Raw genomic sequence first — 16,824 nt, 5'->3', positions numbered from 1 at the left:
CCTTCCCCCACCCGCCACCGGAGGCCCCCGTGCCCGACATGAACGGCCCCTACAAGCCCGGCACTCCCTGCTGGATCGACCTGATGGTCCCCGACCAGCAGGCCGCCCTCGACTTCTACTGCGACCTGTTCGGCTGGCAGGGCGAGGTCGGCCCGGCCGAGCAGGGCGGCTACTCCGTCTGCACCCTCAAGGGCCGGCCGGTCGCCGGCATCATGAAGGCGATGAACCCGGACGGCACCGTCCCGGACCCGATGCCGCCGACCGCGTGGACCACGTACCTGTCCACCGACGCCATCGACTCCACCCTCAAGACCGCCACCGACGCCCACGGCACCGTCATGATGGGCCCGATGGACGTCATGGACCTCGGGCGGATGGCGGTCGTCACCGACCCGACCGGAGCCGTGTTCGGCCTGTGGCAGCCAGGCTCCTTCGACGGCGCCGGCATCGTCAACGAGCACGGCGCCCTCATCTGGAACGAGCTGAGCACCAGCGACGTCCCCGCCGCCGCCGCGTTCTACTCCGCCATCCTGCCGATCACGACGGCCGCCTCGCACATGCCCGGCGCCGAGGGGTACACGGAGTTCAAGGCCTCCGGGCGCGTGGTGGGCGGAATGATGAACCTGGACCAGTCGCCGCCCGGCACTCCCCCGAACTGGCTGCCGTACTTCCAGGTCGACAGCGTCGACGACATCGAGGCCGCCGCCGTACGGGCCGGGGCCACCGTCCTCGCCCCCGCCTTCGACATGGTGGCGGGCCGCATGGCCGTCCTGGCCGACCCGCAGGGCGGACCCTTCGCGGTGATCACGTCGACGGTCACGGAGCAGCCCGCCTGACAAGACCGGCGCACAGGGAATTCACCCCCTGTGCGCCCCCTCCTTCCGTGGAAGGATCCCGGACGCGAATGCCCCCCGGCTGATTTCGGCAGCCGGGGGGCATTCGCTCAATTACCGCCTGCGCGGCATTCTCCGACCGGACCGCGGCCGCGAGAATTCCGCACGCTCTGATCCGATCGGATCAGATGGTCTCATTGGAGTTGGCCGGCTTGTAGAAGTTCCAGCTCCCCTGACCGTGATGCTGCCCGTCCGGGGAGTTGCCCGAGGGGCAGGCTCCGTTGTCGGGGCGACCGTTCCACCACATGGCATAACAGTGGTTGCAGAAGCGCCAGTTGTCCTGGAACGTGTTTACGTTGCCGGGGAGGGGGAGGGCCATGACAGCCTTCTTTCTGAAGCGGAGATGGCGTGAACCCCTACGCGATGAGCCCGATATGGCGGGCCCGCACACGGGGGTCGCGATCCGAACAAGGGAATACTACTCACCGAATACCGGGAATTCGGGCACGCCACGTCGCCGCGTCGGCATTTCAAGTCGCCCCACGCGCTACCATTCACGGAGAAACGAATCTCTTGAGGGTGGAATTCATTTCCAGTTACGAATTTCAGGAAAGATTACTCAGGGAAAATGTCGCGCGTTTCCGATTCGGAACTCACACCAGACGATTTTCCCGGGCGCCCGGGCCACCACTCCCGACTCGTCGGCGAGCGCGGTGACGAGGGTGAGGCCCCGACCGTGCGGCCGGTCGCCGATCCGCGTCAGCCCGGGCCCGCCGTCGTGCACCTCGATGCGGACGGTCGCGTCCTCGAAGCCGAACAGCCGCAGCAGGTAACCGCGGCCGGGCGGTACGCCGTACCGCAGGGCGTTGGTGGCCAGCTCGCTCACGCAGAGCAACATCTCGTCGTGGCACTCGGTCACCACCCACGCCCGCAAGGTGTCACGTGTGAACTGGCGTGCAGCTGCGACGGTTCGGGGTGAGCGCAGGTAGAGACGCTCGCGCATGAGCGCCGCCTGGAAAGTTGGATTCACCGGACGATCGTCGCGTTGCGTGACTAGCGTGTGGCTGAGCGCAGACCCGTACTCCTTCATGAGTACGGGTCTGCACGGGGTATTCCGCTTGCGTGGGTGGGGAGTTCGCTGTCATGCCACCGAGGAAACGAGTACGGCCGAACGCGACGACCATGAAGATGGTCGGCGCGATGGTGGCCGCAGCCCGCATCGCCAAGAACCTGACCCAGAAGCAGCTGGGCGAGCTGGTCCGGCTGGACGCGGAGACCATCGCGTCGATCGAGCAGGGCCGGCGGGCTCTGATGCCGAACGTCGCCGAGCTGATGGATTTACACCTGGGGCTGCCGGGGCTGCTGACTGTGGCTGCGAACGAGATGCCGGCGATCGACGCCACTCCGCCGTGGGCCGAGGAATACATGGACCATGAAGCCAGCGCGATCGCGCTTTCCTGGTTCGACAACCAGGTGGTGCCCGGCCTGCTCCAGACGGAGAACTACGCGCGGGCCGTCTTCAAGTGCCGCGTCCCGGCCCACCCTGAGGCGGAGATCGAGGCGCTGACCGCCCGCCGCATCGCACGCCAGGAAATTCTGCGCTGCAGCACGCCGCCGACCCTGAGCTTCGTGATCTGGGAGGCTGCACTCCGCGACCGGATCGGCGGGGACGAGGTGTACGCGGAGCAGCTGCACCACCTGCGCACCTGCTCCGACTTGCCGGACATAAGCCTCCAGGTGATGCCCCTGGGCCGGACCTCGCATGCCGCTCTCGACGGCCCGTTCATCCTCCTGGAAACGCCGGACCACCAGCACCTCGGATACACCGAAACCCAACGCGGCAGCCAGCTCATCTCCGACCCCGATGAGGTCAGCATCATGGCGCGCAAGTATGCAATGCTGCGGACTCAGGCCCTCAACACCGAGGCGACGCGGGGCCTGTTGGGCCGCCTGCTAGGAGAGACATGAGTGCCACGACCGCTCTGAAGTGGTTCAAGTCCAGCTACAGCGGCAGCGAAGGCGGCGCCTGCCTGGAAGTTGCCGTGGCCTGGCGCAAGTCCAGCTACAGCGCCAGCGAGGGCGGCGACTGCGTCGAGGTGGCCGCCTCCGCGACCCAGATCCACGTCCGGGACTCCAAGGTCCAGGACGGCCCCGTCCTGGAGCTCGGTCCGGCGAGCTGGGCGGCGCTGACGGGCTGGCTTGCTCGATAGCCCACAAGATCCGCGAATGGCAGGTGCCGCTTGACGTACCCGACAGAGCTGACGGAAGCCTGCATCGATGATGCGGGCAACATACTCGTCGCACCTTCGACGTTGCAGGACAACGACCTGGTCAGGGACTTCTTCGGGTCCGTGATCACACCGGAGGACCTCGCTTCCGGTGCGACCGACCTCGCACGGAAGACCGTCTACCTGTGTGGCGACGTGTCCGGGATCAGCGGCCGCCAACTGGATGCGGCGGACCGGGTGTTCGTCATCCGGGAGCTGTCGCACGGTTACGACGGGGGCGTCGATACACCTTGGACCCTCGTCGATGTCGGCCGCGTTCCCGTCCGGGTACACGGCGCCGGTGTGTACTACCGCCGCTTCTTCGACCTCGACGCCGATCACTTCGGGCGGATCCGTGCGGAGCACGCCTTCCAGTCCCTGACGGAGTCCACCAAGCCCGGAACGGCCCATCGCAGCGGAATCTATCTGACGCCCGTCGAGCAGGACGGTGACGCACTGCATTTCCGGCTGCTCCGGTGCTCCACGAATCTCTCGGGGCCGACCGAGGGCTTTCGTACGACCGACACCCGCATCGTCGAGGCTCTGAATCGCGAGGCCGCCACCGTCTTCCGGGACCAGGCACCGCTGAATCACGTCCTCGCGCAGATCTACCACAACACCCTTGCCACGGGGGAGCGCAAGCAGTCCAAGGCCAGGATTTCGGCCCATGCCGACAAGACCAAGGACATGCCCGTCAATGGCGTCATGGCCTTCTGCACCTTCTATGACGGGCTCGAAAAGCTGCGGCCCCTGGCCGAAGACCCCTTCGACTACGGCGTGAAGCGTGCCAGCGGGCTGACCAGACTCCGCTTTCGCCTCAAGGAGCCGATCGGGGAACGCGACGGGGTCGCGCTCCCCCCGCAGTTCGACCTGACGCTCTATCCCGGCTCCGTGTTCTTCATGCCGCTGTCCACCAACCGTCTGTACACGCACGAAATCCGGCCCTCGACGCTGGACGCCGAGACCCTCCCGACCCGCCTGGGGTACGTGGTGCGCTGTTCGAGCGCCGAAGCCGTTCACAAGAACGGCCACACGTTCCTCAAAGCGGCCGGGGACCTGGTGAAGCTGGGGCCGCCCACACCAGAGGGCATGGACGAGCTGCGCAGGCTGTACGCCGAGGAGAACAGGACCTCGTCCTTCATCGACTACGGCGACGCATTCCTCTTCAGCATGAACACGGGAGACTATGTTGCCCCCCGCGCCTAGGATCTCCGACGAGATCGTCTCTCACTCGTTGCCGGCCGAGCGGGACCTCTTTGCGGAGCTGTCCACGTCGGCTCGCCTGGAGGCCGCGGGAAAGGGCCGGCACGGCGCCGTGCTCACCAGAAGCGACGAGGCGGAGGGTGTGCCTCTCGTACGCACCACCACCCAATACGGCAGCCCGGCGCAGCGTTTCCGCGCGGTGCACGAACGGCTGGCGCAACGGATCCAAGAACATGCGGCGATCCCGGTCGGCTTCAACAACGCTCTCATCGAGAGCTACACGAATGCCTACAGAACCATGGGGAGCCATTCCGACCAGGCCCTGGATCTGGCCGAAGAGTCCTTCATCGCCGTCTTCTCCTGCTATCAGCATCCCGAAGCGGGTCCGCCACGGAAGCTGATATGCGAATCAAAGGGGTCCGGTGTCGACACCTTCGAGATCCCTCTCACCCACAACAGTGTCGTCGCGTTCTCCGTCGCCTCGAATCGGCGGTTCAAGCACAAGATCGTGCTGGACACGCCCGCCTCGACGGCGGACAACCAATGGCTGGGCGTGACGTTTCGGACGTCGAAGACCTTCGTTCGGTTTCGCGGCGGACACGCGTACCTCCCGCAGGGCGCACGCCTCACATCGGCCGACGACGAGCAGCGGCGCGAGTTCTACCGGCTACGGCGCCGCGAGAACGATGAAACGGACTTCGTCTACCCCCCGTTGACGTACACCGTCAGCGAGAGCGATCTGCTGCCGCCCGTCTGACCTCAAGGGCGGCTCGCCGAAGCCGCCCCCGGCCGCCCCGCCACCAGCGCCGCCAGGCCGTCCAGGATGCGGTCCAGGCCGAAGCGGAACTGGAAGTCCGGCTCGCCGGAGCCGCTGAACGCGTCCGAGTCCAGCAGCCGCGTCACCGCGGGGTGGCTGTCCGGTCCGGTCATGAGCCGCAGCGTGCGGACGTACTGGCCGAGCGCCTGTTCCGGGGCGACCCCGGACTTCACGATGGCGTCGATCATGTCGGCGGCCATCGTGGCCTCGTTGCGCACCAGGCCCCCGATCAGGATGATCGTCGAGAGCTTCTCGCTCTCCGCCAAACCCGTGCCGGCCATGGCGCCGAGGCCCCGGTCCATCCAGGCCAGCTGGTTCGGGGAGACGGGCGCGGCGGTGATCGGGATGCGCAGGATCCAGGAGTTGGCCATCAGGACGGCCCGCTGCGCGTACGCCCAGTTCGTCAGCAGCTCGCGCCAGCCCCACCCCTGCGCCTCCGGCGGCAGGGGCGGCGGGGTGCCGACCCCCGCGTCCGACATGAGGACATAGAGCTCCTCCTTGGCGGCGACGTACCGGTAGAGGGACATCGTCGAGACGCCCAGCTCCTTGGCCACCCGGCCCATGGAGACCGCGTCCATGCCCTCACCCGCGGCCAGCGCCACCGCTGCCTCCACGATCCTCGGCAGCGTGAGCGTGGGGCGCGGCCCCTTGCCGGGGCGTTCGCGCAGGCCCCAGGCCATCTCCAGGCTCGCCGGGAGCCCGCTGCCGCTGTCCTCGTCGTCCTCGCTCGCCATGACCGCCCACTCCTCGATTGACCCCCATCCTAGTTCTATGTATTACTTACACAGAAGAGCGTAAGGCATACGCAGAAACGGCGAAGGGAGCACCGTCCCCCATGACCACGCACGCCTCCGGCGGCCTCGGCATCCACGCGACCGGCCTCACCAAGTCCTACGGCGACCTCCGCGTCCTCGACGGCATCGACCTCGCCGTCCCGCGCGGCAGCGTCCTCGCCCTCCTCGGCCCCAACGGCGCCGGCAAGACCACCACCGTCCGGATCCTCGCCACCCTCACCGCCGCCGACTCCGGCACCGTCCGCGTCGCCGGGCACGACACCGCCACCGCACGCTCCCGGGTCCGCGAACTCATCGCCCTCACCGGCCAGTTCGCCGCCGTCGACGAACTCCTGACCGGCACCGAGACCCTGCGCATGATGGGCCGCCTCGCCGGGCTCTCCCCGCGCGCCGCCCGCACCCGTGCCGACGAGCTCCTTGCCCGGTTCGGCCTCACCGAAGCGGCCGGCCGCACCGCGAAGACGTACTCCGGCGGCATGCGCCGTCGCCTCGACCTCGCCGCCAGCCTCGTCTCCCGCCCCGAGGTGATCTTCCTGGACGAGCCGACCAACGGCCTCGACCCGCGCAGCCGCCAGGACCTCTGGGAGCTCGTACGAGAACTGCGCGCCGACGGCACCACCGTGCTGCTCACCACCCAGTACCTGGAGGAGGCCGACCGGCTCGCCGACCGCGTCGCCGTCCTCGCCGACGGTCGCATCGCCGCCGAGGGCACCCCGGCCGAACTGAAGGCCCGGGTCGCGGGCCACCGGCTCGACCTGACCCTCACCACGGCCGCCGCCTACGAGGCCCTCGCCCCGCGCGCCGTCCACCTCGCCCCCGACGAGCTCACCCTCGGCCTGCCCACCGACGGCACCGCCGCCCACGTCCGGACCCTGCTCGACGAACTCGACCCGCACCGCACCGACATCGACCGCTTCGCCCTGCGCAGCGCCACCCTCGACGACGTCTTTCTCGCCCTGACGGGAGCCGCCCGATGACCGCCACGCCCGTGCGCGCCTTCGCCCTGGCCGGCCGCAGCCTACGCATCAGCAGCCGCCGGCCCGACGCACTGATCGCCGCCCTGATGCTGCCCGTCATGCTGATGCTGATCTTCGTCTACTTCTTCGGCGGGGCCATCGACACCGGCACGGCGTACGTGACGTACGTGGTGCCCGGCGCCATGCTGCTCTGCGCGGGCTTCGGCGCGGCCTCCACCGCCGTCAGCGTCACCGAGGACATGACGAACGGCGTCATCGACCGCTTCCGCTCCCTCGATGTCGGCGGCATCCCGATCCTCGCCGGGCACGTCGCGGCCTCGGTGGTGCGCAACCTGATCTCCACCACCCTGGTCCTCGCCGTCGCCCTCGCGATCGGCTTCCGCCCGCAGGCGGGCCCGGCCGCCTTCCTCGCCGCGGCCGGCCTGCTGCTGACGTACATCACGGCGATCTCGTGGCTGGCCGCCGCGCTCGGGCTGCTCGCCAGGACGCCGGAGGCCGCGGGCGGCTTCACCTTCCTGATGATGTTCCTGCCGTACCCGTCCAGCGCCTTCGTCCCCATCGACACCATGCCCGGCTGGCTCCACGGCTTCGCCGACCACCAGCCGCTGACCCCGGTGATCGAATCCCTGCGCGCACTGCTCCTGGCGCAGCCCGCGGGACATGCCCCCTGGGTGGCCCTGACCTGGTGCGCCGGCATCACGGCCGTGGCCATGACCCTGGCGGCGGTCCTCTTCCGCGGCAGAACCCGCTGATTCCGCGGCAGAACCCGCTGACGGGCTCCGGTCGGAGCCCCTCAGCGGGCCTGTGAGCCTGCCGCTCAGCTATTGAGCGGGTAGGAATGGCGGCCCGTGGCCTCGTCGATCTCGGCGTGGGCCTTCTGCAACATCTGCGACGCGAGATCCATGAGCGCACGAGCGCCCGCGATCTCTTCCCCGACCCTCAGCTGCTCCGGGTCGGAGGGATGACGCAAGGCATAGCCCCGCGCCTTGATCTCGGAGCCGTCCCCGAGTCTTACCAGGGCCGCCGCACTGGTGCGGTGGCCCTCCTCGGTGAATTCGAGCTCCACATGCCACCCGACGAGCGTGGCCATGGTGCATCACCTCCAGGGGGTCACCCTTCCCTCAAGGGTGCGCCTGAGGGGAGAGGAGCGCGAGGCGGGGGCTTCGCGGGAGGGGGGGCGGGAGCCCCTCAGCGCGTCTCGCGCAGCCAGCCCGCGACCTCGGTCGCCCAGTACGTGAGGATCGTGTCGGCACCCGCCCGCTTGATGCCCAGCAGGGTCTCCAGGATGGCGCGGTCGCGCTCGATCCAGCCCTTCTCCGCCGCCGCCTCGATCATCGCGAACTCGCCGCTGATCTGGTACGCCGCCACCGGAACGTCCACCGCCTGCGCGACCCGGTACAGGATGTCGAGGTAGGGACCGGCCGGCTTGACCATCACCATGTCCGCGCCCTCCTCCAGGTCGAGGGCCAGCTCCCGCAGGGACTCCCGGGAGTTCGCCGGGTCCTGCTGGTACGTCTTGCGGTCGCCCTGCAGCGAGGAGGCGACGGCCTCGCGGAAGGGACCGTAGAAGGCGGACGTGTACTTCGCCGTGTACGCGAGGATCGAGACGTCCTCGTGCCCGGTCTCGTCCAGCGCGTCACGGATGACGCCGACCTGACCGTCCATCATCCCGCTCGGCCCGACCACGTGGACGCCCGCGTCCGCCTGGACCTGCGCCATCTCGGCGTAGCGCTCCAGCGTCGCGTCGTTGTCGACACGCCCGTGCTCGTCCAGCACACCGCAGTGGCCGTGGTCGGTGTACTCGTCCAGGCACAAGTCGGACATGATGACGAGGTCGTCGCCGACCTCCGCCTTCACGTCGCGGATCGCGACCTGCAGGATCCCGTCCGGCTCGGTGCCCGCCGTGCCCAGCGCGTCCTTGTTCTCGTCGGCCGGGACACCGAACAGCATGATCCCGGCGACCCCCGCCTCGACCGCCTCCACGGCGGCCTTCCGCAGCGTGTCCCGGGTGTGCTGCACGACGCCCGGCATCGCGGAGATCGCCAGGGGCTCGCTGATGCCCTCCCGGACGAAGGCCGGGAGGATCAGGTCCGAGGGGTGCAGCCGGTTCTCCGCGACCATCCGCCGCATCGCCGGGGTGGTGCGCAGCCGGCGGGGCCGCGAACCGGGGAAGGATCCGTACGCGCTCATCTTCAGTCGCCTCTTCGAGCATCGACAGCAGTCCGCACAAGGGTAGAGCCCGGGCCCCCCGCTCCCGGGCTCCACCCGTCCGTCGACCGCCCTGCGGTCAGTGCGACAGCTCCACCGACAGGTAGGGGGCCAGCGCCCGCAGGAAGTCCGGCGCGTCGAACATCGCGGCGGCCGAGGCCACGCCCGTCGTCCGGGTGCGCCCGGACAGGATGCGCTCCACGGCCTCCACCGCCAGGGGCGCGGTGACCGCGTAGATGTCCTGGCCGTGTGCGGTGGCGCGGCGTTCGACGCCGCCCGCGCGGACCAGGACGTCGACGACGAAGGTCTGGTCGGACCGCCCGAGGTCGTCGACCGCCTCCGGCGCCGGCGTGTCCGCCCCGGCCAGGTCCCGCGCGGCCTCCACGGCCATGTACGTACGCACCTCGGGCACGGCCACGTGACTGGGCACGGTGACGACATCGGCCATGGTGAACTCCGCGATCACCGCCCGCCGGCCGAGCGGCTCGGGGAAGACCCAGTCCTGCTCCGGCAGCTGGTCGTCGTGGTACTGCAGGGCGCCGTCCGTGAACCGCACCCGGCGGCCCCCGCGGCGCTCGTGGGACACCGCGCCGGCCGTCCTGGTGCCCGCCGTGGGCTGCCAGCTGCTCAGCCCGTACGCGATGTGCACCTCGTCCGCCGCGGTCCGCTCACCCATGGCCGCGCCGGCCAGCAGGTCGCCCAGGCCCCCGTAGAAGGCCATGGCCGGCACCACGGGCACCCCCGCCTTGCGGGCCGCTTCCGCGTGGTCGGCGAACATCGCCGCGTTCGCCTCGATCTCCGCCGCGACGTCGACGTAGGGGATCCCCGCGCGCAGGGCCGCCTCGACGACCGGGCCGCCCGTCACGGCGAACGGTCCGGCGGCGTTGATGACGGCCGCCGCTCCGGCGAGGGCCCGGTCCAGGGAGGCCGGGTCGTCCACGGTGGCCGGGCGGACGAGCACGTCCGCGCCCCCGCCCGCCAGCGCCTCCAACCGGGCTTCGTCGCGGCCGGAGACGACGGTGGCGATGCCGCGCCTGCGCAGCTCGGCGACGATGAAACGACCGGTGTGTCCCGTCGCCCCGTAGACCACCACCGCGCCGGTCGTACCCGCCCTGCGGTCCGTGCTGCCCACCGTGCTCATCGCTCTCCCCGTCCTCGTCGTCCTGGTGAACCCAGTCTCGGGGCGGGCCGTGCCCGAACGTGATGGTCCGGAACGACATCACCCGTACACTTTCGGACATGCCCACTGTCGCCCTGGCGGCCGCCGGTCACATGCTGCACTTCGAGCTGGCGGTGGCCTACGAGATCTTCGGCAATCCCCCGCTCGACGCTCCGCAGGGCTGGTACGACGTACTGCTCTGCGGCCCCGGTCCGGTGCGCGTCGGCCCGTTCACCGTCGAGCCCGACCACGGCCTGGAGCGCCTGGTCCGGGCCGACACCGTGATCGTGCCCGCCTGCGCCGACGTGGACGAGCCGCCACCGCCCGAGCTGGTCGACGCCGTGCGCGCGGCCCACGCGGCGGGCGCCCGGGTCGCCTCCCTGTGCACCGGGGCCTTCGTGCTCGGCGCCGCGGGCCTGCTGGACGGGCGGCGGGCCACCACCCACTGGGCGCACGCCGCGGAGCTGAGCGCACGTCACCCGCTGGCCGAGGTCGACCCGGACGTGCTCTACACGGACAACGGCAGCGTGCTCACGGCCGCGGGCAAAGCCGCCGCCGTGGACCTGTGCCTGCACCTCATCCACCTCGACCACGGCGCCGCCGTCGCCAACTCCATCGCCCGCCGTCTGGTCATGGCGCCGCACCGGCCCGGCGGCCAGGCGCAGTTCGTGGCCACCCCGGTGCAGGTCACGGGCGGCGACCACCAGCTCGCCGGGCTGCTCGCCTGGGCCCAGCAACGGCTGGACCGGCCGCTGACCGTCACCGACATGGCGCGCAGGGCCAGTACGAGCCCGCGCCACCTGGGCCGGCAGTTCCGGGCGGTCACCGGCCAGACCCCGCTGCAATGGCTGCTGACCCAGCGCGTCCGCCGCGCACAGGAGTTGCTGGAGGCCACCGACGAGACCGTCGAGGCGGTCGCCGTCGCCACCGGCATGGGTACGGCGACGACGCTGCGCCGCCAGTTCAAGCGGGTCGTCGGCGTCCCGCCCGACAGCTACCGGCGGGCCTTCCGCAGCGCGAACCCCACCTGACGGCCGGACCCCTCGCCGAGGACGAACGAAGGGGCCCGGGCGCGGAATCCCTCCGCACCCGGGCCCCTTCACCCGTTCCGTCGGCCGGAGTCCGGCCGGGCCTAAGGCGCTCACGTCGTACGACGCCGCCGCGCCCCCGGCCGCCGCTCGCTCGGCCGGAACACCGTCTCGCCGGCCTCCTTGGCCGCCTCGCGGCGCGCCGCACCGTACTCGGCGAGGGCCTCCGCCAGCTTCGACACGGACGGCTCCGGGGACAGGACGTCCACGCGCAGCCCGTGCTCCTCCGCCGTCTTGGCCGTCGCCGGCCCGATACAGGCGATGACGGTCACGTTGTGCGGCTTCCCGGCGATCCCGACCAGGTTGCGGACGGTGGACGAGGACGTGAAGAGAACGGCGTCGAAGCCGCCGCCCTTGATCGCCTCGCGCGTGTCCGCCGGCGGCGGCGACGCGCGCACCGTCCGGTAGGCGGTGACGTCGTCGACCTCCCACCCGAGCTCGATCAGCCCGGCGACCAGCGTCTCGGTCGCGATGTCGGCCCGCGGCAGGAACACGCGGTCGATCGGGTCGAAGACCGGGTCGTACGGCGGCCAGTCCTCCAGCAGTCCGGCCGCGGACTGCTCACCGCTGGGCACCAGGTCCGGCTTCACGCCGAACTCCACGAGCGCGGCGGCGGTCTGCTCGCCCACCGCGGCGACCTTGATGCCCGCGAAGGCGCGCGCGTCGAGCCCGTACTCCTCGAACTTCTCCCGGACGGCCTTCACTGCGTTGACCGAGGTGAAGGCGATCCACTCGTAGCGGCCCGTCACCAGGCCCTTCACCGCACGCTCCATCTGCTGCGGGGTGCGCGGCGGCTCCACGGCGATGGTCGGCACCTCGTGGGGCACCGCGCCGTACGAACGCAGCTGGTCGGAGAGCGAAGCGGCCTGCTCCTTGGTACGAGGCACGAGCACCCGCCAGCCGAACAGCGGCTTCGACTCGAACCAGGACAGGTCCTCGCGCCGCGCGGCGGCGCTGTGCTCACCGACCACGGCTATGACGGGCCGGGCGCCCTCGGGCGAGGGGAGCACCTTGCCCTGCTTGAACACCTGGGCGATGGTGCCCAGCGTCGCGCACCAGGTCCGCTGCCGCGTGGTGGTACCGGCGACGGTCACGGTCAGCGGGGTGTCGGGCTTGCGCCCGGCGCTCACCAGCTCGGCGGCGGCCGCCGAGACCGTCTCCAGCGTCGCGGACACGACGAGGATGCCGTCGCTCGCGCCCACCTCGCTCCAGCAGCGCGCCGAGGCCGTCTTCGCGTCGACGAACCGCACGTCCGCGCCCTGCTTGTCGCGCAGCGGGACACCGGCGTACGCGGGCACGCCCACCGCGGTCGCGACACCGGGCACCACCTCGAAGGGGATGCCGGCGGTGGCGCAGACGAGCATCTCCTCGGCGGCGTTGCCGTCGAGCCCGGGGTCGCCCGTGACGGCACGCACGACCCGCCTGCCGGAGCGTGCGGCCTCCATGACAAGATTGGCCGCGTCCCGGATCACCGGGACCCCGGCGGCCGCTGACACTTCATCAGCAATCGTCAGCTGCGGCGTGTCGACGTTCGCCCGCGCATGAGTCCGTACGACCTCAAGCACCTCGGGCTCCGCGATCAGTACGTCCGCGGCGGCGAGCGCCTCAACGGCGCGCAGTGTCAGCAGACCCGGGTCGCCCGGGCCGGCACCGAGGAAGGTGACGCGTCCGTGGGCGGCGACGGCCGGATAGGCGGAGGTGGTCGGAATTGAGGGGTTCAAAGCGATCGCTCCCCCATCAGACCGGCCGCGCCCTTGGCCAGCATCTCGTCCGCGAGTTCGCGGCCGAGCGCCATGGCCTCGTCATACGACTGGGGCACGGGACCGGTGGTGGACAGCTGCACCAGCGTGGTGCCGTCGAGGGTTCCGACGACGCCGCGCAGGCGCATTTCATTGACAATCTCCCCGTCCGCCAGAAGGTCGGCGAACGCGCCCACGGGTGCGCTGCAGCCTGCCTCCAGGGTGGCGAGCAGGGAACGCTCGGCGGTCACGGCGGCCCGGGTGTGCGGGTCGTCGAGTACACCGAGCGCGGCGACGAGGTCCGTATCGGACGCGAGGCACTCCACGGCCAGGGCACCCTGGCCGGGCGCCGGCAGGACGCTGTCGACGGACAGCAGGTCGGTCGCTTCGTCACCGCGCCCGATCCGGTTCAGACCGGCGGCCGCCAGGACGACCGCGTCGAGCTCACCGTCGTGGACGAAGCCGATCCGGGTGTCGACGTTGCCGCGGATGGGCACCGTCTCGATCCGCTTGCCGAGCGACAGCGCCAGGTGGTTGAGCTGGGCGGTGCGCCGCGGCGAGCCGGTACCGATCCGGGCACCGTCGGGCAGCTGCTCGAAGGTCAGACCGTCCCGGGCGACGAGCGCGTCCCGCGCGTCCTCGCGGCGCGGCATGGCCGCGATCACGAGGTCGTCGGGCTGCGCGGTCGGCAGGTCCTTCAGCGAGTGCACGGCGAAGTCGACCTCTCCGCGCAGCAGCGCGTCGCGCAGGGCGGTGACGAACACGCCCGTCCCGCCGATCTGCGAGAGGTGCTCGCGCGAGACGTCGCCGTAGGTCGTGATCTCCACGAGCTCGACGGCCCGGCCGGTGACGGCCCGTACCGCGTCGGCGACGTGCCCCGACTGGGACATGGCCAGCTTGCTCCGCCGCGTACCGAGCCGCAGCGGCTGGTCGGGACGTGTGTTCATGATGCCCGTCCTGGGTCGTCGTCGTTCATCGGATCGGCCGCGTCCGCCCGGCTGACGGAAGCAACCGTCTGAGGGTCGAGGTCGAAGAGTTCGCGCAGCGCTTCCGCGTACCCGGCGCCGCCGGGCTCGCTCGCGAGCTGCTTGACGCGCACGGTCGGCGCGTGGAGGAGCTTGTCCACGACGCGGCGTACGGTCTGGGTCACCTCGGCGCGCTGCCGTTCGTCGAGGTCGGGCACGCGCCCGTCGAGCCGCGCCACTTCCATGGCCACGACCTCGGCGGCCATGGCGCGCAGGGCGACGACGGTGGGCGTGATGTGCGCGGCCCGCTGCGCCGCCCCGAAGGCCGCCACTTCCTGGGCGACTATCCCGCGTACGGCGTCGACGTCGGCCGCCATCGGGGCGTCGGCGGACGCCTCGGCCAGGCTTTCGATGTCGACGAGCCGCACCCCGGGGATCCGGTGCACGGCGGCGTCGATGTCGCGCGGCATGGCCAGGTCCAGCAGGGCCAGTCGTACGGGCGCCGCGTCGACCTGGCTGCGGGCGCCCTTGCGGGGCTGCCGCTGCGCGGCGGCCTCGCCCTGGTCGGCCCAGGTCCCGTGCAGTTCGAGCGAGTTCGCGTCGACCCCGGTCAGCGCGGAGCGCCCGTCCGGCCCGACGGGACACCCGTCGGCCTCGACGGCACCGGCAATGGTCCGCACGGCCCCGGCATCGGCCAGCCGTCCTCCGTCCCGGGCAGCGGCAACCAGCCGGGCCAGCACCTCGGCATCCTGCCCCGCCAACTCCGGCCCCGCCAGGGGGTACCTCCCAGCGGTAGCTGGGGGAGTTTGAGGCGCGGGGATCCGGGGGCGGAGCCCCTGGGAGGCCTGGGGCGCAGCCCCGGCCTCGTCCTGCTCCGCCGGCGCGAGCCCACCGGCGCCCCAGGAGACGGCGGCGAGCACGTCATCGGCGGTCAGCACGAGCCCGGTAGCCCCGGTGCAGGACACGACCATGTCGACTCGTGTCAGCTCATCGGCGACGCGCGCCATCGGCACGGCCACCGCCGCGACCCCGGTGCCCGAGGCAACCAGAATCTCCGCAAGCCGCTCCGCCCGGTCGGCGGTCCGGTTCGCCACGACGATCTCGGCGACCCCGACCCGCGCCAGCGTGGCCGCGGCCAGCGAGGACATCGACCCGGCGCCGATGACCAGCGCGCGCTTGCCCGCGGCCCACTCGGCCACCGGCGTCCGCACGGCGAGCTGCTCCAGCCCGAAGGTCACCAGCGACTGGCCGGCCCGGTCGATCCCGGTCTCGGAGTGCGCCCGCTTGCCGACCCGCAGCGCCTGCTGGAACAGGTCGTTGATCAGCCGCCCGGCGGTGTGGAGCTCCTGCCCCAGCGCCAGCGCGTCCTTGATCTGGCCGAGGATCTGCCCCTCGCCCACGACCATCGAGTCCAGGCCGCACGCCACCGAGAACAGGTGGTGCACCGCCCGGTCCTCGTAGTGCACGTACAGGTAGGGGGTGAGCTCCTCCAGCGCGACGCCGCTGTGCTGCGCGAGCAGCGTGGACAGCTCGGCGACACCGGCGTGGAACTTGTCCACGTCCGCGTACAGCTCGATCCGGTTGCAGGTGGCCAGCACGGTCGCCTCGGTCGCCGGTTCGGCGGCGAGGGTGTCGTGCAGCAGCTTCACCTTGGCATCGGCGGACAGCGAGGCCCGCTCCAGCACGCTCACGGGTGCGCTGCGGTGGCTCAGCCCTACGACGAGCAGACTCATGCCGGCATCACCGCCGGGACGTCACCCTCGGGCCCGCCCTTGCGCTGCTCGGCGGCGGTCCGCCCGGCCGGCGGCACCACGGCCGCGGCGGGGGCGGCGCCGCCCACGGAGGAGCCGCCGGCGGCGGAGGCGGCCGCTTCCTCACCGGCCTTGCGCTGCTCGTGGAAGGCGAGGATCTGGAGCTCGATGGAGAGGTCGACCTTGCGCACGTCCACGCCCTCGGGCACGGACAGCACGGTGGGCGCGAAGTTCAGGATGGAGGTGACACCGGCCGCGATCAGCCGCTCGCTGACCTGCTGGGCCGCACCGGCGGGCGTCGCGATGACACCGATTGAGACGCCGTTCTCCTCGATGATCTTCTCCAGATCATCGGTGTGCTGGACGGGCATGCCGGCGACCGGCTTGCCGGCCATCGCCGGGTCGGCGTCGATCAGCGCGGCCACACGGAACCCGCGCGACGCGAAGCCGCCGTAGTTGGCGAGGGCGGCGCCGAGGTTACCGATGCCGACGATGACGACCGGCCAGTCCTGGGTCAGGCCGAGTTCGCGGGAGATCTGGTAGACGAGGTACTCGACGTCGTAGCCGACGCCGCGGGTCCCGTAGGAACCGAGGTACGAGAAGTCCTTGCGCAGCTTCGCGGAGTTGACTCCGGCGGCGGCTGCGAGCTCCTCGGAGGACACCGTGGGCACCGATCGCTCGGAGAGCGCGGTGAGGGCACGCAAGTACAGCGGAAGCCGGGCGACAGTGGCCTCGGGAATACCTCGGCTGCGCGTCGCCGGTCGGTGAGTTCGGCCAGTTGCCACGATGCTCCTGCGGGATGAGCGGGGCTGCAGGCGGCCACTTGTCCCAGGACCGCCCCGTCGACAGCAGGCTATGCCTTTGTGAACGCGTGCACAAAGATTGTGTCCGCTTTGTCCGACCAAAGTGACCGGGGTCACGCGACTCCGGCACGTAAAGCCGGAACCATCGGCACGTCGAACCCGTTCAAATCCCAAAGGGGGCAAAACCGTGCACACTCCTCACAGATACGCCCCCGAGACC

General features: G+C 71.0%; 18 protein-coding genes. 8 read left to right on the top strand and 10 right to left on the bottom strand.

Annotated features, from left to right (window positions below; all coding sequences use genetic code 11):
* Positions 1-38 precede the first annotated feature (38 nt).
* Positions 39-836 (top strand): VOC family protein, encoded by a 798-nt coding sequence (locus tag ACZ4YL_RS39820; RefSeq protein ID WP_468123299.1) that lies wholly within the window; start codon positions 39-41, stop codon positions 834-836.
* 181 nt (positions 837-1,017) lie between these two features.
* Here ACZ4YL_RS39820 and ACZ4YL_RS39815 read toward each other — a convergent pair whose 3' ends face one another.
* Together ACZ4YL_RS39815 and ACZ4YL_RS39810 are read right to left on the bottom strand one after the other, a co-directional pair.
* Positions 1,018-1,140 (bottom strand): hypothetical protein, encoded by a 123-nt coding sequence (locus ACZ4YL_RS39815; RefSeq protein WP_468123261.1) that lies wholly within the window; start codon positions 1,138-1,140, stop codon positions 1,018-1,020.
* 312 nt (positions 1,141-1,452) lie between these two features.
* Positions 1,453-1,923, bottom strand: a complete 471-nt coding sequence (locus tag ACZ4YL_RS39810) for an ATP-binding protein (protein ID WP_468123260.1) — start codon at positions 1,921-1,923, stop codon at positions 1,453-1,455.
* A gap of 53 nt (positions 1,924-1,976) precedes the next feature.
* Between ACZ4YL_RS39810 and ACZ4YL_RS39805 the strand changes: the two genes are divergently transcribed.
* The 4 genes from ACZ4YL_RS39805 to ACZ4YL_RS39790 are packed head-to-tail and all read left to right on the top strand — an operon-like array spanning position 1,977 to position 5,060.
* On the top strand, positions 1,977-2,801 hold the full coding sequence (locus ACZ4YL_RS39805; RefSeq protein ID WP_468123298.1) for a helix-turn-helix domain-containing protein: 825 nt from the start codon (positions 1,977-1,979) through the stop codon (positions 2,799-2,801).
* Complete coding sequence (locus ACZ4YL_RS39800; RefSeq protein WP_468123258.1) at positions 2,798-3,043, top strand: DUF397 domain-containing protein; 246 nt, start codon at positions 2,798-2,800, stop codon at positions 3,041-3,043. Before ACZ4YL_RS39805 ends, ACZ4YL_RS39800 begins: the two co-directional genes overlap by 4 nt.
* Positions 3,044-3,073: 30 nt before the next feature.
* Positions 3,074-4,306: a hypothetical protein gene (locus ACZ4YL_RS39795; protein WP_468123256.1), complete on the top strand. Its 1,233-nt coding sequence runs from the start codon at positions 3,074-3,076 to the stop codon at positions 4,304-4,306.
* The gene (locus ACZ4YL_RS39790; RefSeq protein WP_468123255.1) at positions 4,287-5,060 is read left to right on the top strand and encodes an alpha-ketoglutarate-dependent dioxygenase AlkB; all 774 of its coding nucleotides are present in this window, start codon (positions 4,287-4,289) and stop codon (positions 5,058-5,060) included. The genes ACZ4YL_RS39795 and ACZ4YL_RS39790 overlap by 20 nt, the downstream gene beginning before the upstream one ends.
* 2 nt (positions 5,061-5,062) lie before the next feature.
* On the opposite strand, the gene ACZ4YL_RS39785 is transcribed toward ACZ4YL_RS39790, so the two are convergent.
* Complete coding sequence (locus ACZ4YL_RS39785; protein ID WP_468123253.1) at positions 5,063-5,854, bottom strand: TetR/AcrR family transcriptional regulator; 792 nt, start codon at positions 5,852-5,854, stop codon at positions 5,063-5,065.
* A gap of 101 nt (positions 5,855-5,955) precedes the next feature.
* Between ACZ4YL_RS39785 and ACZ4YL_RS39780 the strand changes: the two genes are divergently transcribed.
* Positions 5,956-6,891, top strand: a complete 936-nt coding sequence (locus ACZ4YL_RS39780; RefSeq protein ID WP_468123252.1) for an ABC transporter ATP-binding protein — start codon at positions 5,956-5,958, stop codon at positions 6,889-6,891.
* Entirely contained in the window at positions 6,888-7,643 is a 756-nt protein-coding gene (locus tag ACZ4YL_RS39775) for an ABC transporter permease (protein ID WP_468123250.1), read from the top strand. The genes ACZ4YL_RS39780 and ACZ4YL_RS39775 overlap by 4 nt, the downstream gene beginning before the upstream one ends.
* A 65-nt stretch (positions 7,644-7,708) precedes the next feature.
* Here the strand turns inward: ACZ4YL_RS39775 and ACZ4YL_RS39770 are convergent, their stop codons facing one another.
* The 3 genes from ACZ4YL_RS39770 to ACZ4YL_RS39760 form a co-directional block, all read right to left on the bottom strand.
* Positions 7,709-7,981, bottom strand: a complete 273-nt coding sequence (locus ACZ4YL_RS39770) for a DUF1876 domain-containing protein (RefSeq protein ID WP_030722627.1) — start codon at positions 7,979-7,981, stop codon at positions 7,709-7,711.
* A 98-nt stretch (positions 7,982-8,079) separates the two neighbouring features.
* Positions 8,080-9,081, bottom strand: coding sequence for a porphobilinogen synthase (gene hemB, locus ACZ4YL_RS39765; protein ID WP_468123248.1), 1,002 nt, complete (start codon positions 9,079-9,081; stop codon positions 8,080-8,082).
* A 97-nt stretch (positions 9,082-9,178) separates the two neighbouring features.
* Positions 9,179-10,240: a saccharopine dehydrogenase family protein gene (locus ACZ4YL_RS39760; protein ID WP_468123246.1), complete on the bottom strand. Its 1,062-nt coding sequence runs from the start codon at positions 10,238-10,240 to the stop codon at positions 9,179-9,181.
* 98 nt (positions 10,241-10,338) lie between these two features.
* On the opposite strand from ACZ4YL_RS39760, the gene ACZ4YL_RS39755 reads away from it, so the two are divergent.
* Positions 10,339-11,289, top strand: coding sequence for a GlxA family transcriptional regulator (locus ACZ4YL_RS39755; protein WP_373038161.1), 951 nt, complete (start codon positions 10,339-10,341; stop codon positions 11,287-11,289).
* 110 nt (positions 11,290-11,399) lie between these two features.
* On the opposite strand, the gene ACZ4YL_RS39750 is transcribed toward ACZ4YL_RS39755, so the two are convergent.
* From ACZ4YL_RS39750 to ACZ4YL_RS39735, 4 genes are read right to left on the bottom strand one after another with little or no spacing between them, the layout of a single operon-like run.
* Positions 11,400-13,067, bottom strand: a complete 1,668-nt coding sequence (locus tag ACZ4YL_RS39750) for a bifunctional uroporphyrinogen-III C-methyltransferase/uroporphyrinogen-III synthase (protein ID WP_161288883.1) — start codon at positions 13,065-13,067, stop codon at positions 11,400-11,402.
* Entirely contained in the window at positions 13,064-14,032 is a 969-nt protein-coding gene (gene hemC / locus ACZ4YL_RS39745; RefSeq protein ID WP_301368100.1) for a hydroxymethylbilane synthase, read from the bottom strand. Before hemC ends, ACZ4YL_RS39750 begins: the two co-directional genes overlap by 4 nt.
* Positions 14,029-15,783 (bottom strand): glutamyl-tRNA reductase, encoded by a 1,755-nt coding sequence (locus tag ACZ4YL_RS39740; protein ID WP_468123244.1) that lies wholly within the window; start codon positions 15,781-15,783, stop codon positions 14,029-14,031. Before ACZ4YL_RS39740 ends, hemC begins: the two co-directional genes overlap by 4 nt.
* Positions 15,780-16,586, bottom strand: a complete 807-nt coding sequence (locus tag ACZ4YL_RS39735) for a redox-sensing transcriptional repressor Rex (protein WP_468123242.1) — start codon at positions 16,584-16,586, stop codon at positions 15,780-15,782. The genes ACZ4YL_RS39740 and ACZ4YL_RS39735 overlap by 4 nt, the downstream gene beginning before the upstream one ends.
* Between the last annotated feature and the right edge of the window lie 238 nt (positions 16,587-16,824).

The sequence above is a fragment of the Streptomyces sp. NPDC030021 genome, from assembly GCF_055574035.1.
The sequence above is the reverse complement of the archived record's forward strand: the minus strand, read 5'-3'. Positions and strand labels throughout refer to the sequence as shown.